This window comes from Caballeronia sp. SBC1 (assembly GCF_011493005.1).
Lineage (GTDB): Bacteria > Pseudomonadota > Gammaproteobacteria > Burkholderiales > Burkholderiaceae > Caballeronia.
The window spans coordinates 587,484-609,437 of the sequence record NZ_CP049158.1; the positions used below are offsets into that span (position 1 = coordinate 587,484).

Below are 21,954 nucleotides of genomic sequence, written 5' to 3' on the forward strand. Positions count from 1 at the left end.
CAGCCGCGTTCCATCGACTTGCATTCAACTCATGCCGGCACAAAAACCATCTTTAAAGCTGTCATGCAGCCGACTTAAAAAGGCGCCCTCATGCGTTATATAGCTAAAAAATCATCGCTATAGGAACGCCTGATTTACTGAATAGTACAAGGGGTGAATTAGCCGTCAAGGCAGGCGATGATCTACTGCTGGCCTAAGCGCCTGCATATCGTGCCGCCTACATTGCGCCCGCTCGCACGGCTTGCTAACCGAGACACATCAAGATTTTCGATTTGTCGAATCGAAATTTTTCAATGTTCCATTCGTGTCCGTGCCGTAAGATTTGCCAACTGAATCGCTTAGCGCCGCAACCCTTTTTTCACCCGTCACCCTTCGGAATCGAGCGTGCGATGGTCCGGATCGGGCAACTTCTCATATCCCTGGAGAGCAGGGAAATCCAGCTCAATAGCGAGTCGCTGCGTATTGGCAGCCGCGCATTCGACATTCTCGAGCTGTTGATCCGCGCGCAGGGAACGCTGGTCTCGAAGGACGAGATCATGCGTCGCGTATGGCCCGATACGGTGGTCGAGGAAAACAATCTGCAGGTTCATGTTGCTGCCTTGCGCAAGGCGCTCGGCGCGGATCGTGATCTGATCAAGACGGTCCCGGGCCGCGGTTATCGGCTGATACCGGCGCATGAAGAGCCACCCTTGCAGTGTGAAGACGACGCGTGTTTGTTGACATGCACTTCGACCATGCTTCCTGCCGGCGTATCGGATTTGATTGGCCGCCAGGCCCTGGTTGCACAAGTGCTGGGTGCTCTGAATGCTGCACGCGTTTTGACGCTGGTCGGCGCGGGCGGTATTGGCAAGACGCGGGTTGCGCTGGAAGTTGCAGGTCAGGCCACCATGCGTTTTCCGGACGGCGTGGTGTTCGTGCCGCTTGCTTCGGTATCGAATGCGCGCTTCGCGCTGGAAGCACTGGCCGGTGCGCTTGGTATGAAGTTGCCAGCGGGGCGTTTATCGCCCGATCTGATCGCAGCCGAAATAGCCGGCCGTCGTGTGCTGATCGTGCTGGACAATTGCGAGCATGTGATCGACGCGGCCGCGGAGATGGCCCGCGCCATGACGGCCGCGAACCCGGCATTATGCGTGCTTGCGACCAGCCGCGAGGCACTTCGCATCCAGGACGAGGTGCTGTATCACGTGCCGCCGCTCGATGTGCCCCAGGATGCAAGCCTTGGCGACGAGATCCTTCAGACAAGTGCGGTGCAGCTGTTCCTTGCCCGCGCCCGCACGATCGATCCATGCTTTTCTTTCGATAAACGCAGCCTCTTTCTCACCGGCCTTGTATGCCGCCGGCTCGACGGCATACCGCTTGCGATCGAACTGGCGGCGGCGCGTGCGGCCGTGCTTGGCATTGAAGTGCTGGCTGACCATCTTGATGAGTGTTTTCGCATCCTGACCGGTGGCTTCAGGGGCGTGTTGCCACGCCATCAGACGTTGAAGGCCATGCTCGACTGGAGTTATCGTCTTCTTGACGATACCGAGCGTACGTTGCTGCGTTGCCTCGGCGTATTCATGAACGGATTTTCCTTCGATGCCGCCTGTCACATGGTGGCCGCCCACGGCTTTTCGCAAACCGAGATCCTCGATGCACTTAGCGGCCTGGTCTCGAAGTCGCTGGTGATTCACGATAGCGGCGCGGTGCCTTCGCGCTATCGCCTGCTTGCGACCACGCGGGCCCACGCGTTGCAGCAGCTCGAAGACAACGGCGAGCGCAAGGCCGCCGCGCTGGCACACGCGACCTGGGTGCGTACGATCTTCGATCGTGCTCCGTATCACCACACAGAACGTCCGCCCAGCGAATGGCTGGCCGAGTTCCGCCATGAAGTGGGCAACCTGCGTACCGCGCTTGACTGGGCGTTTGCTCCCGGCGGCGACCGGTCGGTCGGCATTGAGCTCTCCGCGATGGCGGTACCGTTTCTCTTCGATGTCTCACTCGTGGACGAGTGTTGCGAGCGGGCTCGCATCGCGATCGATGCGGTGAGCCGCGCTGATCCTGAAAGCGTATCCGTCAACACGAAGCTGCGGCTTCTGGCGGCCTATGCAGCGGCGCTCGTGTACACGGAGGGGCCGACAGTGGCGGTGCGCGATGCCTGGTCCGAGGTGTTGTCGCTCGCCGTGGCTGCGAGCGACACCGAGTTCGAATCGCGCGCTCTCTGGGGCTTGTGGAATGCTTTCCAGTACGGCGGCGAAGCACGGGCAGCGCTGTTGCTCGCGCGCCGCTTCGGCGCGCTTGCACAGCAGTTCGAGAACCGGACCCAGCGTGTCATCGGCTGCCGGATCGAAGGCGTTGCGCTGCACTATGCGGGCGAGCCGTCGGCTGCCCGCGAGCAGCTCGAAGGGATGCTGAACGCGTACGTGTATGGGCAGCATCGCTGGAACACAGTCGGCTTTCGGATCGATCACGGCATTGTCGCGCGCGCTACGCTTGCGCGGGTGTCATGGGTTCAGGGCGAAACGCAGGAAGCGTTGAGGCTCGCACAACACGCGCTCGATGCCGCGCTTGAATACGAGCATGACATGGTGACGTGTTACGTACTCGTTGAGGCGCTTATACCGATCGCACTGCTGATGTTTGACCAAGCTGTTGCCGAGGCTGGCATCGCTATGTTGAGAAGCCGTGCATCGCACGCGGGCTTCGCGATCTGGGCGACTTGCTGTGACTGCTATGAGGAATACCTGCAATCGATGTCCGGCGAAGGTCAGTGTCGGTTGCCGCAGTTCCGCGCGTCGCTCGACGCATTGCGCAAGAGCGGCTTTCTTGCACCGCTGACGCTGCTGCTTGCGCAGTTCGCACGGGCTTCGCTGGGTGGCGGACGGCGTGACGATGCGATGACCGCAATCAACGAAGCATTGCGTCACTGCGAGGAAACGGGCGAGCGCTGGTACTACCCGGAACTGCGCAGGGTGAGAGGGGAGATCGCGCTCGCTGCGCACCAGACGACGGACGCTGAATCGTGGTTCGTATCCGCACTCGATCATGCGCGGCGCCAAGGCGCGGGCGAACTCGAACGCCGTGCCGCCGCAAGCCTCGACGAGCTTCAAAAAAGGCAGGGCGATGCGAGCGAAATGCGGTTGCCTCATCCATTATCTGACGTACCTATGCCTGAGCACAGCCATGGCATTGCTGCACCCGGCTATATCCTCCCGCCACTGAATGTTGCCCCCGCATCGTCCGCCGAATGCGGCCTTGCTGCGGCTGCGCGTCCACGCGCGAGCGGCTCGATCCTTTAAGAAGGATTCAGGTCGTCCTCAGGACTTTAAGACTCCCTCTCTGTAGCCTCAAACCGGAATCGAGATGCAGCTCAGATGCGGCTCATATGCGCCTCATTGCCTGCCATCCCGGTTGCCGACATTTTACACGGTGGTGTGCGTCGCCGTGCCGATTCAGTCTGAGGCCAGACCAAGGAGCATTCCATGCCGCATGAATTACTCACCCCTGATACCTGTGCTCTAGCGTTGATCGACTACCAGCCGCAGATGTTCTTCGGAACGCATTCCCATGACCGCACGACCATCGTGCACAACGTCCAGGTCCTCGCGAAAGCCGCAAAGCTGTTCAAGGTTCCCACGATCCTCACGACGATCGCCGCGCAGACTTTCAGCGGCGAGTTCATCCCGGAACCTCAGGCCGTCTTTCCTGAGCAAAAACCGATCGATCGTACCTCGATGAACTCCTGGGAGGACGTGAACTTCCGCAAGGCGATTGAAGCGACCGGGCGCAAGAAGATCGTGCTCGCCGGCTTGTGGACGGAAGTCTGCGTGGCGTTTCCGACCGTGCAGATGATCGCCGCGGGATACGAGATCTACGTCCCGACCGACGCTTGCGGAGACATCACCGAAGAAGCGCATGAGCGTGCCGTGCAGCGGATTATCCAGGCTGGCGCTGTCCCCATGACCTCATTGCAATTCATGTGCGAGCTGCAACGCGACTGGGGTCGCGGCGAGACATACGAGGGCTGCATGGATATCTTCAAGGCACATAGCGCCTACGGTATTGGCGTGCGTTACGCGAAGCAGATCCTCGGCGAGCACGCGAGCGAAGCGGGCGGCTGAAACGCGCGGCACCGAAGCATATGGAAGAAGCACCTAGACAAGCACATAGATAAGCACGTCAACACACGGCCGCGAACAGTGATTTCCGCCTTTGGATGGACCACGTTCGCCGCCGTTGCGTACCCTAAAGCATGAGGACGACGATGACAGCGCCAACCCCTGCCGCCGCGTCTGCGGATGCCATCTTTTTTAACGGCAAGATCGCTACCCAGGATGACAAGCGATCCTTCGTTACGGCACTTGCGGTCAAGGACGGAAAAATTCTCACCACCGGCACTGACGCTCACACGATGCAATTCGCCCACGCCGGCACTCAACGTGTCGACCTGAAAGGGCGCACTGTAATCCCTGGGCTTAACGACTCGCATCTGCACGTGATCCGGGGCGGCCTGAACTTTAATATGGAATTGCGCTGGGACGGCGTGCCGTCGCTTGGCGATGCGCTCGAGATGCTGCGCCGGCAAGTGGCGCGTACGCCCGCACCGCAATGGGTGCGCGTGATCGGCGGCTGGAACGAGCTGCAGTTTGCGGAGCGGCGCGGTCCGACGCTCGAAGAGATCAACGCCATTGCGCCGGACACTCCCGTGTTCATTCTGCATCTCTATGACAGCGCATTGCTGAATGCGGCGGCGCTACGCGCAGTGGGGTATAGCAAGGACACGCCTGACCCGCCGGGCGGCGAAATCCAGCGCGACAAGCGCGGCAATCCGACCGGCATGTTGATTGCGCGCCCCAATGCGGGTTTGCTATATGCGACGCTCGCGAAAGGACCCAAGCTTGCTTACGACGACCAGGTGAATTCGACGCGGCATTTCATGCGCGAACTCAACCGTCTCGGCGTCACAAGTGCAATTGATGCAGGCGGTGGATACCAGGCCTATCCTGACGACTACGCCGTGATCATGTCGCTGGCCAAACGCGGTGAGCTGACCATGCGCATTGCCTATAACCTCTTCACACAGAATGCGAAGAAGGAGATCGAGGACTTCGCGCGTTGGGTGAAGATGACCAAGCCGGGCGAAGGCGATGACTTCCTGCGTCTGAACGGCGCAGGTGAAATGCTGGTCTTTTCCGCGGCCGATTTCGAGGACTTTCTCGAGCCGCGTCCGGAGCTCCCGGAGACGCTTGAAGCGGAACTGGAAGCGGTGGTCCGGCTGCTTGTGCAGAACCGCTGGCCGTTCCGTCTGCATGCGACCTATGACGAGTCCGTCGACCGCTTCCTGAACGTGTTCGAACGCGTCAACAAGGACACGCCGTTCAACGGCCTGCGCTGGTTCTTCGACCATTGCGAAACCATTTCACAGCGCAACATCGACCGCATCGCGGCGCTTGGCGGCGGTATCGCCATCCAGCACCGCATGGCGTTTCAGGGTGAGTATTTCGTCCATCGCTATGGGGCGCAGGCAGCCGCCAGGACGCCACCGATCCAACAGATGCTGGCAGCAGGCCTGCCAGTAGGCGCAGGTACCGACGCCACGCGCGTGGCAAGTTTCAATCCGTTCGTGTCGCTGTACTGGATGGTGTCGGGCTGCACGGTTGGCGGCATGCAGATGTACGCACCGCAGGACCGCCTGGACCGCATGGAAGCGCTGCGCCGCTATACGGTGGGCAGTAGCTGGTTCTCGGGCGAAGAGGCGCGTAAGGGCGCGCTGGTGCCCGGGCAGTTTGCGGACTTCGCTGCGCTTAACGACGACTATTTCACGGTCGATGAAACGCGGATCAAATACCTGTCGTCAGTACTGACCGTGGTCAACGGAAGGGTTGTCCATGCGGATGCCGAGTTCAGCGCGCTTGGACCGCCGCCGTTGCCGGTTAGTCCGTCGTGGTCGCCGGTAGCGGAGTTCGGTGGTTATAGCCGATACCAGCCCGGCGCGGTCGTCCAGCAGGCGTGCGCTGATGGTTGCGCCAACCTGTGCGGCATCCATGCTCATGGTCACATGTGGGCGTGGCGCAAGCAGGTCCCGGTCAGTGATCCAAACGGCTTCTGGGGCGCCCTCGGTTGCAGTTGTTTCGCGTTCTGAAACGTCGCGGCGAATTCAGGACGATTCAGGTTTCTTGAGGCTGCATGAGGGCATATGAGCAGAGGTGATGGCAAGCCCGGGCAAGGAGATGGCGATGACAAAGCGCATCGCGGGAATCGCGATTCCAGACAGCAAGATGGCGCGTGCGGCGGCTGCCGCTTCGCGCGCTATCGAGCCGGACATTCTCTATCGCCATTCATCGCGGGTGTTCCTGTTTGCGGCGCTGATCGGCGTTCGCAGGCGGGTTGTCTTCAACGCCGAACTGCTGTACGTAGCCGCGCTTTTTCACGACATGGGGCTGACCGCGCTTTACCGCGACTCTCAGTTGCGCTTCGAAGTGGACGGTGCCAATGCGGTCAGGGAATTTCTTGACGGCTATGACGTGCCCAAGGACGCCATAGCCGATGTCTGGAATGCGATTGCGCTGCACACTACGTTCGGCATCTGTTCGCACATGTCCGCGTTGACCGGGTTGGTCGCGGCCGGGGTCGAGACGGATCTGCTCGGCATGCATTTCGATGAGGTCGGCCGCGCGGAGCGCAACGCAGTACTAGTCGAATATCCGCGCGGTAAGGGCTTCAAGGAACAGATCATCGATGTGTTCGCGCAGGCGATGGCGAACCGTCCCGCAACAACATTCGGTACGGTCAACGCCGACGTACTCGAGCGTTGCGATCCGAACTATCGGCGCATGAATTTCTGCGGCCTGATTCTGGGCTCCGACTGGAAAGAGTAGCTTTAGCTTAGACAAGAGGCTTCGACGATGCCCTATCTTATTTCGCTTGCAGCAGGCTTTGTGGTCGGCCTGCTGTATTGCCTGGTGCGTGTGCAATCACCCGCACCGCCGTTGATCGCGCTCGCAGGTTTGTTGGGCATCGTGCTCGGGGAGCATACGATACCCGTGGTGCGTGCTCATCTGTTCCCGGTCAGCGTTCAGGTCCAGCAAATGGAGACGCCCGCATCAGCGAAAGCGGCGCCCGGCGCCGAGCCGGGAAACGGCGGCAAGTGAATCAAGCGCGCCGCTTTCTTATCTACCTTTATACCGAATAAAAACAGGAGTTTTCATGTCGCGCATTACTGTCTCCCGGCTCGCCGCCGCAGTCGCCTTCGCCTGCGCGTTGCTCGGCGCGGCGAGCGCGCCCGGTGTCGTTCAGGCCGCGGCTGAACTCGAGCCCGCGTCGGCGAGTACGAACGTCGCCGTCGGTCCTCAGTACGATACGACCCACGTGTATGTGTCAAACGAAGATATCGATGCATTCGTCAACAGCTTCCTGGCGACCTTCGGCGGCAAGGCTTCGCCGCGTGCGGTCTTCACCGTGACGCCGACGCCGAGCAAGACCGCGTCCCAATACGTGCAGACGCCGGTCGGCATGCTGTCCGTGTTTGCGTTCCAGACGCCAATCCCGTATCCGTTCGGCGACGAGCGTACCGGCTATCTCGTGACCGACATGGACCGCGCCGTGCACGCGGCCCGTGCCGCGGGTGCGGATGTGACTGTCGAGCCATTCGATGACCCTATCGGCAAGGACGCGCTGATCCGCTGGCCCGGCGGCTTGAACATGCAGTTGTATTGGCATACGAAAGCGCCGTCATACGGGCGGCTTGAATCGGTGCCGGACAATCGCGTGTACATGTCCCGCTCGGCCGTCGATGGCTTCGTGCGCCGGTTCGTGCGGTTCTCGCAAGGCAAGGTTGTGTCAGACGATCGGCATGCGGATGCCGGCGTGATCGGTCGTCCAGGAGAAACCATGCGCTGCATCCGGATTGAATCGGGCTTCGGCAAGATGATGGTGTTCGTGACCGACGGCAAGCTCCCGTATCCGTTCGGGCGTGAGACGACCGGCTACCAGGTGACGGACCTCGCAGCGACACTGGCGAAGGCCGAGGCGGCAGGCGCCAAGGTACTGTTTGCGCCGTACCAGACTGGCAGGGGCAAAACGTCGATCGTCGAATTCCCCGGGGGGTATATCGCCGAGATCCACGACACAGCCGCTCAATGACGCAGACGCGACGTTCGCGGTGCTCGGGAAGATTGCTGGCGCTTTCGGGTTTCACGTTGGCGATGAGTGCGAGCGTTGCGGCAATGGACGCTCGCGCTGCATCGGATGCGGGCGATGTACAGCCGCCTGCGCCCACGCCCGTGACGACCTGCGACGCTAAGCGCCCCACGGTCTTGTTCAATCGATGGCAAGAGGACTGGTCGGTGCTCGCGAATCCGTGCGTGCCGCGCGAGCCGCTGGACGGCCTCAAGACCATGCCGCTGGGTAACGATCCGGCGTCGTACCTCTCGCTCGGTGCGAACTTGCGCGAGCGGCTGGAAGTCAACAATGCGGCGTTGTTCGGGGTGGGTGCGAATCACGACGATACCTACCTGCTGCAACGCGCCGAAGTACACGCCGACCTCCGCCTCGGCGATCATCTGCAGATCTTTACGCAGATCGAAGATGCTCAGCCTTACGGTAAGGACTCCGTGACACCGGTCGACAAAAACCCGCTTGATCTCGAGCAGGCGTTCATCACTTACGTCGGGTCGCTCGGTGGCGGCACGTTCAAGTTCAGGGTGGGACGTCAGGAGATGGCGTTCGACTTGCAGCGCTTTATTTCGGTCCGCGACGGTCCGAATGTGCGGCAAGCGTTCGACGGGGTCTGGACCGACTGGGAGATCCAGCGCTGGCGTTTCATAGCCTATGCCACGCAGCCGGTTCAGTACCGCGATGCCAGCGACTTCGATGACGTCTCGAACCGTCACCTGACGTTCAGCGGTGTGCGTTTCGAGCGTCAGGACGTGGGGCCGGGCGATCTGTCCGGATACTACTCGCGCTATAACCGCGACAACGCGCAGTTTCTTGACGCGACCGGCGATGAGCATCGCGATGTATTCGACTTGCGTTACACCGGCAAGGCGGGACAGGTGGATTGGGATGTCGAGTCAATGCTGCAAAGCGGGCATGTTGGCAATAGCACGATTGGTGCGTGGGCGCTTGGGTCGCTGGCCGGTTATACCTTCAGTGATGTTCCCGGGACGCCGCGTGCGGGTATTCAAATTGACGCGGCATCGGGCGATCGTCATCCGGGTGATGGCAGGATCGGGACGTTCAACCCGCTGTTTCCCAACGGCTACTATTTCACGCTGGCCGGTTATACCGGCTACAGCAACCTGATTCACGTCAAGCCGAGCATTACGTTGAAGCCGGTGAGCAACTTGTCCTTGCTGGCGGCCGTCGGCTTCCAGTGGCGTGAGACCACGGCCGACGCCGTGTATGCGCAAGGCTCCGTGCCTGTGCCGGGAACGGCCGGTCACGGCAGCTTGTGGACCGGCATGTATGTGCAATTGCGCGCGGACTGGACCATCGCGGCGAATCTGATCGGCTCGGTCGAGGCGGTGCATTTCCAGGTCGGCGATGCGATTCGCGCGGTGGGCGGCAGCAATGCCGATTATATTGGGGTGGAGGTTAAATACGGGTGGTAGGGGGAGGGGTTGGTCGGGGTAGGTGCTCGGTTGCCGGGTTCCAGGGTTAGCGGTCGAGGTCAATGCTGGGTTGCTGCTTTCAGTGTTAGTGGTCTGCTTAGGTTAGCTAATTTCTTTATCACCTTTAGCCACTGCGCGTGGCGGCGCGTCATTTCTTTGTCCAAAGCGACAAAGAAATGACGCAAAGAAAGCGCTTTCAAACCACGCTACCCTAAGTGTCCACAGCGTGCAGTTTCTATTCATAGGTGCCCCAAAAGCACGGTGCTCGCCAGAGCCACGGATGTTTGAACCCCTCCTTCTCGCGAATCCTGACACGAACACGCTTCGCCCCCAACGCTCTCGGGCAAGCACCATTGCCAAGAAATCCGCACGGCCTCACGCGCATTGACGGCTGCATTTTTTTCTAGGTTGACTGCCTGATCTGCGCGGTCGTATTCGTAGATCACAGCTTGATCCGTAGCAGCTTGACGCGTATTTACTGCCTCAGATTTTGGTGAGTTAGCTGCGGGCTAGCAGGCCCATTTTCGTGGGTTACGGCCTTACGTATTTTTGAGCTTTGTTATTTCGTGGGTTTGGCTGCGAGGTTCGACGTGCGTACAAATTTGGAGGGAGGTTGTTCGCGGATAGCGCGGCGTGTTCCTTTGGCAGGTTCAGTCACTGGTGGCGAAGCGTGTGGGTATCCGTGTTCGGAGAAAGAGGGGTTCACACATCCGTGGCTCTGGCGAGCACCGTGCTTTTGGGGCACCCATGAATGGGAACTGCACGCTGTGGACACTTGTGAGCCCTCGTTCTGAAAGCGTTTTCTTTGCTTCGTTTCTTTGTCGCTTTGGACAAAGAAATGACGTGCGGCCACGCACAGTGGCTAATAGCGATAAAGAGAATATCTGACTCATGCAGACCACTAAGTCCGAAAGCAGCAACCCGGCACTGACCCCGATCGCTAACGCAGGAACCTGGCAACCCGGCACTGACCCCGATCGCTAACGCAGGAACCTGGCAACCCGGCATAGACCCCGACCATTAACCCCGGAACCTAACAACCCGGCATAGACCTCCGACCATTCCCGCCAGAACCCAAAACCCGTCCACCGGCGCGAGCGCCCCCCTTTAGATGCGTGCTATGAAACGATCGATCAGATCGGGCTGATCCAGTTGTTCGACCCACCATTGCAACGCCCGTCCGGTTTCATCGTCGCGCCACGCGAGGTAGCAGTCAGTGACTTCGCGCATGCCGGTCACGCGCTTGGCTACAAGTTTGCCTTCGGCGATCGGTCTCGCGGCGAGACACTCCGGAATGGTGCCCACGGCCACACCTTCGCATTGTGCGGCGAGCTTGGCGCTGAGCGTGGGCAGCGCGATGCATTCCTGCGTGGTCGCGGTGGCGACCGACCGGGGCCTCAACTCGCGCGATGTATCGCTGATCACCGCGCCGCGATAACGCGCAACGGTATCTATTCCAAGCGGTTCGGGCAGGTCCGCAAGCGGGTGATCGGGCGCGACCACGAACACATGCCGCAGCGATCCGACCGGTCGCGCCACGAGATGAGGCAGATGCGGCGGCTCGCCGGCCGCGCCGACCACAAGATCCGCGCGCCGCGTGACAAGCGCGTCCCAGGTGCCGCCAAGCACTTCTCTCGACAGACGCAGCCGCGTATCCATCTTCAGGTCGTAGAACGCATGTACATAAGGCCAGAAAGCATCGAGCGGCAGGATCTCGTCGATACAGATTCGCAGCTCCGCTTCCCAGCCTTCCTGGATGCGTTGCGCCCGTTGTTCCAGTTGTTCTGCTGCATGCAACAGCCGCCTGCCGTCCTCGACCACGACACGTCCCGCATGCGTGAGCTTGGCGCGCCTGCCGGTGCGATCGAACAGCACGACGTCGAGATCGCTTTCGAGCTTCTGGACAAGGTAGCTGAGCGACGACGGCACCCGGTGCAGCAACTCGGCCGCTTCGGCGAACGTGCCAGTGCGGTCGATTGCGTCCAGCGCTTCAAGGACTTCGAATGACAGCTTCATTTCAGCTTTCCCTTTTGTAATCTTGCCGAGGATGCGCTTTACGCGGTATCCGGTGTGTCTGGATCGTCGATTTGAATCGATCGGTTGCGGACTGTGTGTAACTGGAATGCGGCTGCGTGCGCGGGCTTTAAGATCAATTCAGGTCGTGGGCGCCGCTCAGCGCTTAACGTGCCGCCGCGTGGCTGCCAAAGAAACTAGAATCTCCACTAGAGAATAGCGCTTCAGACAAAACGATCAGGAGACAGCGTGGACCTTTTCATATCGATGGAAGCGTTCGTGCGCGCCGCCGAGGCGCAGAGCTTCGCAAACGCGGCACGTCAGCTCGGTGTTGCAAAGTCGGTCGTGACATCGCGAGTCAAGCAGCTTGAAGAGCATTTCAACGTCGCGCTCTTTCATCGCTCCACGCGCGCCGTGCGCTTGTCCGAAGTGGGAGAGTCGTATTATCGCGACTGCGCCCAGCTCGTCAATAAAGTCCACGAACTGTCCGGTCGTACGAGCGCCGAAACACACTCGCTCAGCGGGACGCTCAACGTTCACGTGCTGCCTGGTTTCGCGCTGGGTCACTTTTCGCACGCGCTGATTGCTTTTCGCGAGGCGCATCCCCGTATCGAATTCGTGGTCACGGTCAACGATCGCGTGATCGATCCCGTGCAGGAGGGTTTTGACCTGGCATTGCAGATCTACCCGCCCGCGTCGAACCTGCTGGTCGAGCGCAAGCTCTTTCCGGTGCGTGGCGTGCTGTGCGCGGCGCCCGGTTACCTGAAGGAAGAACCCGTCATAGAAACGCCGCTTGACCTCGTGCGGCACGACTTTGCGCGTTATTCGTATTACCCGTGGGGCGACAACTGGCCCCTCATGAAGGGCAGTGAATGTTTCGAGATCGCACTCAATCCGGTGCTCAAGACAAACAGCGTTCACCTGCTCCTCGAATTCGCTCGCGCCGGCGCTGGCGTCGCTTATCTGCCGACCATGGTGGCAGCCGCCGACCTGCTCGAACGACGTCTCGTACGTGTACTGCCCGAGTATGCTGCACCGCCGCTATGGCTCTCGGCGGTTTATCCTGCGTCCCACAGGTCGACCACTAAAGTGAAGGCGTTCGTCGAGTTCCTGCGTGCGCGCTACCTGCGCGAACCGCAGTGGGACCGGGCGCTCGGTATCTCGCCGCCCGATGATGAAACGAAGAGCGTCGACGATGAGCTCGGTGACGCATGAGCGGGATAAGTGGGAGAAGCGGGACAAGCGCCGAGCGGCGTGCTTCCCGGTACGCTCCTCAGTACTTTCCCTAGCGTCTTTTCCGAGCACGCATGGTTCGCCAAACGCGAACCTCAATCCATTGCCCCGTTGCGCGCGCCGCCCTAATCTTCGTTCCAAGGCAACGCGTTCACAACCGTCTTTTACGGAGCAATGGAGACAGACATGCAAGAGACCTATCTCGGCAGCCTCGGCAATTACCGCAAGGGCACCATCGAAATCATCAAGGGCAAACCCGGACATTACGCCATGTCCAATGTATTCGAGGTGGCCAGCCACGCTGCACCGTACGAAAAAGTGGTCGTCGGCAAAAACCTTAAATACGTGATCGAGACTGTTCGTGCCGAAGGCGTCTCGCCATGGTTCAGCGCGTCGCACGACGAGTTCGCGGTAGTGCTCGACGGCGAGATCGACGTGTTTTTCATCAAGCCCTCCGACGGTCCGCTCGTCAACGCCGACACGGAAGGCAGCGTGCGTCTCGAAGGTGAACCTGCAGGCCAGCCGATGGGTTATGTGCGTCTGCGCCGCGGTCATCAAGCGCTGCTGCCAGCGGGCGCTGCTTACCAATTCAAAGCTCGTGAAACAGGCGTCCTGCTCGTCCAGACCATCCTTGGGTCCTGCTCGGTCGAGAAGTGGGCGGAGATCTGTATTCAGTGACGCCGCGAGCCGTCGCAACGACCTGATCAATTTTCGAGGAACAAACCATGGACCAGTCAGCAGGTTTTCAAAGTGTCACCGCGACCGACCCGGACGCAACGAGCGGTTACCGTACTTTCACGCTAGGCGATTTCGAATTCAGCCGCGATGCGTATTTTGTCACGGTCAAATGGCCGTCGAACGGAGAAAGGCGTTCGCACCAGATGCACGCCGACGACTTCCTGCGCGCAATGATGCGTGACGTGGCGTGGGGATTTTTCTACGGCTGGGTCAATTTCGACGAAGTGATCGGCACACGCAATCACTACGGCCGCGTGGACATGTATGCCGGTTCGTATAACGCGAGCTTCAAGGAAGCCGGCGTCGACTACACGCAGCAATTCGAAACGCCGCTGATCATGGCGACCTTCAAGGCAATCCTGAAGGACTGGGTCAACGAAGGGTTTGATCCGTTCGCCGCTCCCGAAGAAACGGGTTCCGCATTTGGTATCAAGCATGGTGACAACATTGGCGCGATCGAGCGCACGCGCATTGCGACGAAACGCATGCCGGGACTCGTGGGTGATTCGCCCTTGCGCGATGACCTCCCGGTCAACCGCCAATTCGCGGATGTCGGCCAGGACGAGCCGGAGATCCACGCCGAGCCGGGCTTCGAACATGAGCTGCATGCGTTCAGTCTTTTCAAATACCTCTCGCGCTCGGACGTTACCTGGAATCCGTCGGTCACCTCCGTGTGCAAGCAGAGTCTCTTTTGCCCGACCACAGAGGAATTCGTGCTGCCGGTCTTTCACGGTAACGATCGCGTGGAGTGGTTCCTGCAACTCTCCGACCAGATCATCTGGGACGTCGGCGACAAGGACACGGGCGAACCCCGCGCCCGTATCACGATGAACGCTGGCGACATCGCGGCCATGCCTGCCGATATTCGCCACAAGGGCTATTCGCAAAAGCGTTCGATGCTGCTCGTGTGGGAGAACGCGACACCCGATTTGCCCAAGCGTTATGAGAGCGGTGAACTCCCGCCATATCCGGTACCGCTTTAAACCCCTTTTGCTTCGTCAGGTCCCGAACGACGCCGGTCTTGCCGGCGTCGCGGGCAGGGCTTCGTCTTCAGCTCCCATCAGGCAGGACCACTATGCAAACGCAACTATTCATCAATGGCCGCTTCGTTCCCGCCGAGAGCGGTGAAACGCTGCCATCGCTCAACCCGCACGACAACTCCGTAATCGCAAATGTGTCGATGGCCGGGCCTGCGGATATAGACCGCGCCGTCGCCGCGGCGAAAGCCGCGTTTCCGAAGTGGAGCAACATGGCGCCGATGGATCGCGGCCGCCTGCTGCTCAAGCTCGCCGACGCTATTGAAGCAAATGCCGATGAACTGGCCCGGCTCGAATCGCTGGATACGGGCCATCCGATTCGCGATACACGCAATCTCGACGTGCCGCGCACGGCCGTCACATTCCGTTATTTCGGCGGCATGGCGGACAAGTTCGAAGGGACGGTTGTTCCAGTTGAAGCGGGCTTTCTGAACTATGTGATGCGCGAACCCGTCGGCGTGGTCGGACAGGTCGTGCCGTGGAATTTCCCGCTGATGTTCACCAGCTGGAAGATGGCGCCCGCGCTTGCGGCGGGTAATTGCGTGATCATGAAGCCGGCCGAACTCACGCCGCTTTCCAGCCTCGCGATTGCCGAACTGATGGCCGAGGTAGGTTTCCCGCCGGGCGTGGTCAACATCGTGCCTGGCCTGGGTCAGGTCGCAGGGCAATATATTGCCGAGCACCCGGAGATCAGCAAGGTGGTGTTCACCGGCTCGACCGCCGTCGGGCGCAAGGTCGTGCAGGCCTCGGCCGGCAATCTCAAGAAGGTGCAACTCGAACTGGGCGGCAAGGGAGCGAACGTCGTATTCGCCGATGCCAATCTTGACGCTGTCGTGCAAGGCTCCGCGTTCGGTATCTTTCATAACCAGGGGCAGGCGTGCATTGCTGCATCGCGGCTGATCGTGCATGAATCGGTCGCGGACGAACTGCTTGAGCGTTTTATCGCGCTGGCGCGCTCGATCAAGATTGGCGATCCGCTCGATCCGGCCACCGAGATGGGGCCGTTGACGTCGCGCCATCATCGGGACCGCGTGCTGTCTTATGTCGATGTCGCACGCGAACAGGGAGGCCGAATTCTCTCAGGCGGCAAGGCGCCGGATAGCGCCGCGCTAGCCAACGGTTGTTATGTAGAGCCGACTATTGTTGCCGCTAAGCCGACTGATCGCGTGTCGCAGGAAGAAGTATTCGGACCGTTCGTCACGGTGAGCACATTCGGGAGCGACGAAGAGGCTTTGGCCATTGCAAACGGCACCGAATACGGCCTGGGTGCGGGTATGTGGACACGTGACCTGCAACGCGCGCATCTCTTTGCACGTCAGTTGAAAAGCGGCATGGTCTGGATCAATTGCTACAAGCGCGTGAGCCCAGCGTCACCGTTCGGTGGAGTGGGTTCGAGCGGATATGGCCGAGAGATGGGCTTTGAAGTCATGCGCGAATACACGCAGCCGAAGTCGGTCTGGGTGAACGTCGACGCCAACATTCCGCCTTACTACCCGCGCTGATCATGGACCCGTTCATCTATCAGGGCTTGCCTTCGCGTGTGGTGTTTGGTGCAGGCAGCATTGTCCACCTCGAGCGCGAGATCGATTTGCTGGGGGCTAAACGAGCCATCGTGCTGTCCGCACCGCAGCAGCGCGAACAGGCCGAAGCGTTCGCCGCGCGACTCGGGTCGCGGGCGGTTGGCGTGTTTTCGAAGGCAGTCATGCATGTGCCTGTCGAGACCGCGCAGGAGGCCAGCGATTACGCCGCGAAGCTGGGCGCGGACTGTGCCGTGGCAATAGGTGGTGGGTCCACAACCGGACTCGGCAAGGCAATCGCACTGACTACCTCCCTGCCGATTATTGCAATTCCGACCACGTATGCAGGCTCGGAAATGACGCCTGTCTACGGACTCACTGAAGCCGGCTTGAAGAAGACCGGGCGCGACCTGCGGGTGTTGCCGAAGACGGTGATCTACGATCCTGAGCTGACGCTGTCGCTGCCAGCCTCGCTTTCCGTCACAAGCGGCATCAACGCAATCGCGCACGCGGCCGAGGGGCTCTACGCGCAAGATGCAAATCCGATTACCGGATTGATGGCGGAGGAGGGCATTCGCGCGCTGGGAGCAGGCATAGGCCGCGTCGTTTCCCGCCTTGATGATCTCGATGCCCGCGCCGATTGCCTCTACGGCGCGTGGCTGTGCGGTGCCGTGCTCGGCAGCGTTGGCATGGCGTTGCATCACAAGCTGTGCCACACGCTCGGTGGCACCTTCAACTTGCCGCACGCCGAGACACACACCATCGTGTTGCCGCATGCGCTTGCGTACAACCGCGAAGCCGCGCCGCACGCCATGCAGCGGATCGCGCGTGCGCTTGGGGCACCGGATGCGGCGCTTGGCGTGTTCGATCTCGCCCGTGACAACGGTGCACCGACGGCATTGAAGGATATTGGCCTGAAGGAATCGGATATTGGCGTGGCGCTGGATATCGCGTTGAAGAACCCCTACTGGAATCCGAGGCCGATCGAGCGTGCCGCATTGCGGGCCTTGCTCGAAGCCGCTTACGAGGGCCGCCGCCCGAACTGATGCGCGCTGAGCCAGGCACGCAAGAAGGCCGGCTCAGCCCATAAAAGACTGAAGGAGACAAACATGGACGATCATTCCATCTACGGCGCTCGTCGTTATTTCGTGAAGCTCGCGGCGGGCGGTGCGCTTGTCGCGGCTTCACCCCTGTTTGCGCGCATCGCGAGCGCGGCCAGTCCGCGCACGCTGAAGATTGGCTACGTGTCGCCGCAAACTGGCCCGCTCGCACCATTCGGCGAAGCCGATCGTTTTGTCATCGGACAGATGCAGGCGGCGCTGAAAAACGGCATTGCGATCAACGGAAAGCAGTATCCGGTCACCATCCTTGTCAAGGACAGCCAGTCGAATCCGAACCGCGCCGGCGAGGTGGCGAATGATCTGATCCTGAAGGACAAGGTCGACATCATGCTGGTTTCGGGTACGCCGGAGACGGCCAATCCCGTAAGCGACGCGTGCGAGATCAACGAGATGCCGTGCGTCTCCACGGTCGTCCCGTGGCAACCGTGGTTCTTCGGCAGGAAGGGCGATCCCAAGAAGGGTTTCCGTTTTACGTACCACTTCTTCTGGGGCCTTGAAGATGTGATCGCCGTGTACACCGGCATGTGGCAATCGGTGCAGACCAACAAGTCGGTCGGAGGACTCTTTCCAAACGACGGTGACGGCAACGCATGGGGCGACGGCAAGCTCGGCTTCCCGCCCGTACTCGCGCAAAAGGGCTTTACGTTGAAGGACCCCGGCCGCTTTCAATCCATGACGCAGGACTTCTCGGCACAAATCGCAGCGTTCAAGCAAGGCAGCGCACAGATCGTGACGGGCGTCGTGATTCCGCCCGACGCGAAGAATTTCCTCGTGCAGGCGCGCCAACAGGGTTTCAAGCCGAAGGTTATTTCGATCGGAAAGGCACTCCTGTTTCCCACTTCGATAGAAGCGCTCGGCGATCTTGGTGACGGTCTCTCCACGGAAGTGTGGTGGTCGCCCTCCCACCCGTTCAAGTCGTCGCTGACGGGGCAGTCGGCCCGCCAGTTAGCCGATGCGTACGAGAAGGCGACATCGAAACAATGGACCCAGCCTATCGGGTTCGCGCACGCACTGTTTGAGATCGCGGTGGACGCGCTCAAGCGTAGCAAGGACGTGGACTCGAACGAAGCGATTCGCGACGCGGTGGCATCGACGAAGCTCGATACGGTCGTCGGTCACGTTGCATGGGGAAGCGGGCCGGTGAAGAACGTGGCGAAGACCCCGCTGGTTGGTGGTCAGTGGATCAAGGGGCAGACGCATCGCTTCGACCTCGCGATCGTGAACAACCAGCTCGCGCCGAACGTGCCGCTGTCAGGCCCGCTCAAGTTGATTGGCTAGAGGGAGGCGAGCATGAGTTGCGTTCTCAGATTGACCGGTGTGTCGAAGAGCTACGGTGCGCTGAAGGTCACCGACAACATCAGCTTCGCGATCGAGCAAGGCGAGACCTACGGCATTCTCGGACCGAACGGCGCGGGCAAGACCACACTATTTAACCTCATCAGTGGTGACGTGCGGCCGGACGCCGGCACGATCGAATTCGATGGAGCCAATATCGGCAAGCTGGCGCCGTACCGCCGATGTATAGCGGGCATCGGCCGGTCGTATCAGGTGCCGCGGCCATTCGGCGGCATGACGGTCTTCGAGAACCTGCTGGTGGGCGCCACCTTTGGCGGCGCGCTGAAGGAACGTGAAGCGGCCGACCTGTGTGTCGATGTCCTCGAGCGCACCGGTCTCAAGCGCCGTGCGGACCAACTGGCTGGCACGCTTACGCTGCTGGACCGCAAGCGTCTTGAACTCGCTCGCGCGCTGGCGACCCGGCCGAAACTGCTGCTGCTTGATGAAATAGCGGGTGGCCTGACGGAGCGCGAGACACACGAACTCGTCGATGAAATTCGCAGCGTGAAGGAGCGGGGAGTGACGATCGTATGGATCGAGCATGTGGTGCATGCGCTGCTCGCCGTCGCCGACCGGTTACTGGTCATCCATTTTGGCAAGCACCTTGCCCAGGGCAGCCCGGCAGCCGTGATGGACGACCCCGAAGTCAGGCGCGTCTATCTTGGCCTGGAGGGTTGATCATGCCGGCCATTCTTGAAACTCACGGCCTGACCGCTTTTTATGGGGATTTCCAGGCGCTTTTCGGCATTGATGTCACGGTCGAGCGCGGCGAGGTGATTGCGCTGATTGGGTCGAACGGTGCGGGGAAGTCCACCTTACTGAAGGCGCTGGCCGGACTGTTGCCTGCGCCTGCGCAGCAGATTGTTTATAAGGGTGAGGCGGTCGGCGGCGTGGCTGCCGCACGTATTGTCGGAATGGGGATCGCGCTTGTGCCTGAGGGGCGGCGGCTGTTCGCGAGTCTGTCCGTTGAGGAAAACCTCTTGCTCGGCGCATATTCTTCGCGGCCCGGTCGATGGACCCTTGACACGGTCTATGCGCTTTTCCCCATCCTGAAGGAGCGGCGCCACCGTCCGGCAACCGCGTTGTCCGGTGGCCAACAGCAGATGGTGGCACTCGGTCGTGCATTGATGAGTAATCCAGATCTTCTCATGTGCGATGAGCTTTCACTTGGTCTCGCACCGGTCGTGGTCAGGGAAATCTATGCAGCGCTGCCGTCGATTGTTGCGGACGGTATGAGCGCGATCATCGTCGAGCAGGACGTGCAACTGGCGCGACGCGTGTCGAAGCGATTCTATTGCTTTCAGGAGGGCCGCGTGTCGTTGGCGGGCGCGTCGGCGGAAGTTTCCGACGAGGCTATTACGCAAGCTTATTTCGGAGCGGTGTCATGAGTTCAATCTTCAATATCCTCTTGCAAGGCGTGCTGCTTGGGGCGCTTTATGCGCTCTTCGCAATGGGTCAGTCACTGGTGTTCGGTGTCATGCGCCTGACCAATACCGCGCATGGTGACTTCATCGTGCTGCTGGTGTTCGTCTTGTTCGTGCTGACCAACCTGGCTCATATGCCGCTGTGGGCTGCCGTCCCGGTGTTGATCGGGATTGCGTTCTGCGCGGGATATGCACTGCAATACGCCGTGCTCAATCGGGTCAGCGGCCGTGACCCCTTGCCATCGCTTGTCGTCACCTTCGGCCTCTCGATCGTGATTCAGAACGTGCTGCAGGAAGTGTTTTCCGCAGACCCGCGCGCGCTAGCAACCGGTGGCTTTGAGTCCATGAGCATCGCGTTGCCCGGTGGGATAGCGCTCGGACTCCTGCCACTTCTTACGTTTGCCGTCACGGTGGCGGCCACGCTTGGGCTGCAGTGGCTCTTTGGCCGCACGCCACTCGGCCGGGTCTTTCGCGCTACTTCAGACGATCGCGAGATCGTGCAACTGATGGGCGTCTCGCCACGCAGGACGTTCGCCCTCGCAATGGGCATCGCGTTCGTGCTGATCGCGCTTGCCGCCACGCTTTATGCCATGCGTACGGCCGTTTCTCCGTCCGATGGCCCCTCGCTGCTGCTCTATGCGTTCGAGGCGGTGATCATCGGCGGGATGGGTTCGTTCTGGGGAACGTTCCTCGGCGGAGTCGCACTCGGCGTTGCTCAGCAGATCGGTTTTTACATCGACCCGGGCTGGGGCATCTGGCTGGGGCACGTGCTGTTTCTGGCTCTGCTGACGATCCGGCCGCAAGGCCTGTTGCCCAAGACCGCGTGATGAGCGCCGGGAGGTTAATCACATGAACGTCTCTGAACGACATTTCGAAATCCGGCGCGCAACAAGGGCGAGCAGGGTGGCCGTGCTTGCGCTGTTGATTGTCGCTGTGCTGGTCGCGAGTTTTCCCTATTGGGCCGGCCGTGACACCTTGCGCGACTTCACGCAAATTGCTGCGTATCTGGTCTTCGCCATGATGTGGAACCTGCTCGCAGGTTACGGCGGCATGGTGTCGATCGGCCAACAGGCGTATTTCGGTATTGGCGGTTACGCCATGCTGATACTCGCGAACTACGGCGGCTTGTCGCCCTTTGTAGCCGTGCCGGTGGCTGGCGCTATAGCCGCACTGATCGCGGTGCCGGTCTCGCTGGTCGCGTTCCGGCTGGAGGGCGGGTACTTCGCCATAGGCACATGGGTGATCGCGGAGGTCTTCCGCCTGACTATGGCAAACCTGTCGTGGCTCGGTGGTGGGTCGGGCACAAGCTTGACGGCGCTACAAGACGTACCGAGGTCACTGCGCGAATCGCTGACGTTGTGGTTGGCACTGGCAATTGTGGTTGTCACTATCGGCTTGCTGTACGCCTTCCTGCGCTCGAAACGGGGCCTCGCGCTCACTGCCATGCGCGACAACGCGGTGGCGGCGAACAGTCAGGGTGTTGATGTGAAACGTGCCAGGTTTAGCGTGTATCTCGTGTCGTCAGGCGGCGCCGCGCTCGCGGGTGGGCTCTATTTTGTAAGCAATCTTCGGATCTCACCCGACGCCGCGTTCTCCGTGAACTGGACCGCTTTTGCGATTTTCATCGTGATGATTGGCGGGTTGGGGACGCTTGAAGGGCCGATCATTGGCACGCTGATATTTTTCCTGTTGAACAAGTTCCTGTCGGATTTCGGGACCTGGTATTTGATCGGACTGGGCACGCTCGCCATCGTCGTCACGATGTTTTTTCCTCAAGGTCTGTGGGGTTATGTATCGCGACGGTTCGGGCTGCAGCTTTTCCCCGTGGGCCGGCGTGTTGTGTTCCATGATCCAGGGACCATGGTTCTGCCCGCGCGCAAGGAATCAGCGAATCCCCGGCACGCAGCGCACTGAGAAAAGCGCGATGAACGACCCGCAGAACCGGA

18 protein-coding genes are annotated in these 21,954 nt (G+C 60.5%); 17 read left to right on the top strand and 1 reads right to left on the bottom strand.

The window, feature by feature from the left end; all coding sequences use genetic code 11:
- Positions 1 to 389 precede the first annotated feature (389 nt).
- The 7 genes from SBC1_RS29570 (at position 390) to SBC1_RS29600 (ending at position 9,590) form a co-directional block, all read left to right on the top strand.
- On the top strand, positions 390 to 3,278 hold the full coding sequence (locus SBC1_RS29570) for a winged helix-turn-helix domain-containing protein (protein ID WP_165103288.1): 2,889 nt from the start codon (positions 390 to 392) through the stop codon (positions 3,276 to 3,278).
- A gap of 183 nt (positions 3,279 to 3,461) precedes the next feature.
- Positions 3,462 to 4,100, top strand: a complete 639-nt coding sequence (locus tag SBC1_RS29575; protein WP_165103291.1) for a hydrolase — start codon at positions 3,462 to 3,464, stop codon at positions 4,098 to 4,100.
- A gap of 143 nt (positions 4,101 to 4,243) precedes the next feature.
- A complete protein-coding gene (locus tag SBC1_RS29580; RefSeq protein WP_165103294.1) occupies positions 4,244 to 6,121 on the top strand; it encodes an amidohydrolase in 1,878 nt (625 codons plus the stop codon).
- Positions 6,122 to 6,215: 94 nt separating this feature from the next.
- Positions 6,216 to 6,857, top strand: coding sequence for an HD domain-containing protein (locus SBC1_RS29585; protein WP_165103297.1), 642 nt, complete (start codon positions 6,216 to 6,218; stop codon positions 6,855 to 6,857).
- Positions 6,858 to 6,884: 27 nt separating this feature from the next.
- Complete coding sequence (locus tag SBC1_RS29590) at positions 6,885 to 7,130, top strand: DUF1427 family protein (protein WP_165103300.1); 246 nt, start codon at positions 6,885 to 6,887, stop codon at positions 7,128 to 7,130.
- Positions 7,131 to 7,185: 55 nt separating this feature from the next.
- Positions 7,186 to 8,121: a glyoxalase gene (locus tag SBC1_RS29595; RefSeq protein WP_165103303.1), complete on the top strand. Its 936-nt coding sequence runs from the start codon at positions 7,186 to 7,188 to the stop codon at positions 8,119 to 8,121.
- Entirely contained in the window at positions 8,118 to 9,590 is a 1,473-nt protein-coding gene (locus SBC1_RS29600; protein ID WP_165103306.1) for an alginate export family protein, read from the top strand. Before SBC1_RS29595 ends, SBC1_RS29600 begins: the two co-directional genes overlap by 4 nt.
- 1,107 nt (positions 9,591 to 10,697) lie before the next feature.
- On the opposite strand, the gene SBC1_RS29605 is transcribed toward SBC1_RS29600, so the two are convergent.
- Positions 10,698 to 11,606 (bottom strand): LysR family transcriptional regulator, encoded by a 909-nt coding sequence (locus tag SBC1_RS29605; RefSeq protein ID WP_165103309.1) that lies wholly within the window; start codon positions 11,604 to 11,606, stop codon positions 10,698 to 10,700.
- Between the two features lie 246 nt (positions 11,607 to 11,852).
- Between SBC1_RS29605 and SBC1_RS29610 the strand changes: the two genes are divergently transcribed.
- From SBC1_RS29610 to SBC1_RS29655, 10 genes are all read left to right on the top strand, one after another.
- The gene (locus tag SBC1_RS29610; protein WP_165103312.1) at positions 11,853 to 12,818 is read left to right on the top strand and encodes a LysR family transcriptional regulator; all 966 of its coding nucleotides are present in this window, start codon (positions 11,853 to 11,855) and stop codon (positions 12,816 to 12,818) included.
- Between the two features lie 204 nt (positions 12,819 to 13,022).
- A complete protein-coding gene (locus tag SBC1_RS29615; protein ID WP_165103315.1) occupies positions 13,023 to 13,514 on the top strand; it encodes a hydroxyquinol 1,2-dioxygenase in 492 nt (163 codons plus the stop codon).
- A 47-nt stretch (positions 13,515 to 13,561) separates the two neighbouring features.
- Positions 13,562 to 14,557, top strand: coding sequence for a hydroxyquinol 1,2-dioxygenase (locus tag SBC1_RS29620; RefSeq protein ID WP_370469696.1), 996 nt, complete (start codon positions 13,562 to 13,564; stop codon positions 14,555 to 14,557).
- A gap of 92 nt (positions 14,558 to 14,649) precedes the next feature.
- Positions 14,650 to 16,113, top strand: coding sequence for an aldehyde dehydrogenase family protein (locus SBC1_RS29625; RefSeq protein ID WP_165103318.1), 1,464 nt, complete (start codon positions 14,650 to 14,652; stop codon positions 16,111 to 16,113).
- A 2-nt stretch (positions 16,114 to 16,115) separates the two neighbouring features.
- Positions 16,116 to 17,174, top strand: a complete 1,059-nt coding sequence (locus tag SBC1_RS29630) for a maleylacetate reductase (RefSeq protein ID WP_165103321.1) — start codon at positions 16,116 to 16,118, stop codon at positions 17,172 to 17,174.
- A gap of 63 nt (positions 17,175 to 17,237) precedes the next feature.
- Positions 17,238 to 18,527: an ABC transporter substrate-binding protein gene (locus tag SBC1_RS29635; protein WP_165103326.1), complete on the top strand. Its 1,290-nt coding sequence runs from the start codon at positions 17,238 to 17,240 to the stop codon at positions 18,525 to 18,527.
- A 12-nt stretch (positions 18,528 to 18,539) separates the two neighbouring features.
- Entirely contained in the window at positions 18,540 to 19,262 is a 723-nt protein-coding gene (locus tag SBC1_RS29640; RefSeq protein WP_165103329.1) for an ABC transporter ATP-binding protein, read from the top strand.
- A 2-nt stretch (positions 19,263 to 19,264) separates the two neighbouring features.
- Positions 19,265 to 19,972 carry an ABC transporter ATP-binding protein gene (locus SBC1_RS29645; protein ID WP_165103332.1) on the top strand — a complete coding sequence of 236 codons (708 nt, stop codon included), beginning with the start codon at positions 19,265 to 19,267 and terminating at the stop codon, positions 19,970 to 19,972.
- The gene (locus tag SBC1_RS29650; RefSeq protein ID WP_165103335.1) at positions 19,969 to 20,835 is read left to right on the top strand and encodes a branched-chain amino acid ABC transporter permease; all 867 of its coding nucleotides are present in this window, start codon (positions 19,969 to 19,971) and stop codon (positions 20,833 to 20,835) included. Before SBC1_RS29645 ends, SBC1_RS29650 begins: the two co-directional genes overlap by 4 nt.
- Positions 20,836 to 20,857: 22 nt before the next feature.
- A complete protein-coding gene (locus tag SBC1_RS29655; protein ID WP_165103338.1) occupies positions 20,858 to 21,922 on the top strand; it encodes a branched-chain amino acid ABC transporter permease in 1,065 nt (354 codons plus the stop codon).
- Positions 21,923 to 21,954 lie beyond the last annotated feature (32 nt).

Excerpts from the sequence above, each read along its gene's own strand:
- SBC1_RS29570 (WP_165103288.1), top strand. The coding sequence starts at position 390 with ATGGTCCGGATCGGGCAACTTCTCATATCCCTGGAGAGCAGGGAAATC.
- SBC1_RS29575 (WP_165103291.1), top strand. The coding sequence starts at position 3,462 with ATGCCGCATGAATTACTCACCCCTGATACCTGTGCTCTAGCGTTGATC.
- SBC1_RS29580 (WP_165103294.1), top strand. The coding sequence starts at position 4,244 with ATGACAGCGCCAACCCCTGCCGCCGCGTCTGCGGATGCCATCTTTTTT.
- SBC1_RS29585 (WP_165103297.1), top strand. The coding sequence starts at position 6,216 with ATGACAAAGCGCATCGCGGGAATCGCGATTCCAGACAGCAAGATGGCG.
- SBC1_RS29590 (WP_165103300.1), top strand. The coding sequence starts at position 6,885 with ATGCCCTATCTTATTTCGCTTGCAGCAGGCTTTGTGGTCGGCCTGCTG.
- SBC1_RS29595 (WP_165103303.1), top strand. The coding sequence starts at position 7,186 with ATGTCGCGCATTACTGTCTCCCGGCTCGCCGCCGCAGTCGCCTTCGCC.
- SBC1_RS29600 (WP_165103306.1), top strand. The coding sequence starts at position 8,118 with ATGACGCAGACGCGACGTTCGCGGTGCTCGGGAAGATTGCTGGCGCTT.
- SBC1_RS29605 (WP_165103309.1), bottom strand. The coding sequence starts at position 11,606 with ATGAAGCTGTCATTCGAAGTCCTTGAAGCGCTGGACGCAATCGACCGC.
- SBC1_RS29615 (WP_165103315.1), top strand. The coding sequence starts at position 13,023 with ATGCAAGAGACCTATCTCGGCAGCCTCGGCAATTACCGCAAGGGCACC.
- SBC1_RS29620 (WP_370469696.1), top strand. The coding sequence starts at position 13,562 with ATGGACCAGTCAGCAGGTTTTCAAAGTGTCACCGCGACCGACCCGGAC.
- SBC1_RS29625 (WP_165103318.1), top strand. The coding sequence starts at position 14,650 with ATGCAAACGCAACTATTCATCAATGGCCGCTTCGTTCCCGCCGAGAGC.
- SBC1_RS29630 (WP_165103321.1), top strand. The coding sequence starts at position 16,116 with ATGGACCCGTTCATCTATCAGGGCTTGCCTTCGCGTGTGGTGTTTGGT.
- SBC1_RS29635 (WP_165103326.1), top strand. The coding sequence starts at position 17,238 with ATGGACGATCATTCCATCTACGGCGCTCGTCGTTATTTCGTGAAGCTC.
- SBC1_RS29640 (WP_165103329.1), top strand. The coding sequence starts at position 18,540 with ATGAGTTGCGTTCTCAGATTGACCGGTGTGTCGAAGAGCTACGGTGCG.
- SBC1_RS29645 (WP_165103332.1), top strand. The coding sequence starts at position 19,265 with ATGCCGGCCATTCTTGAAACTCACGGCCTGACCGCTTTTTATGGGGAT.
- SBC1_RS29650 (WP_165103335.1), top strand. The coding sequence starts at position 19,969 with ATGAGTTCAATCTTCAATATCCTCTTGCAAGGCGTGCTGCTTGGGGCG.
- SBC1_RS29655 (WP_165103338.1), top strand. The coding sequence starts at position 20,858 with ATGAACGTCTCTGAACGACATTTCGAAATCCGGCGCGCAACAAGGGCG.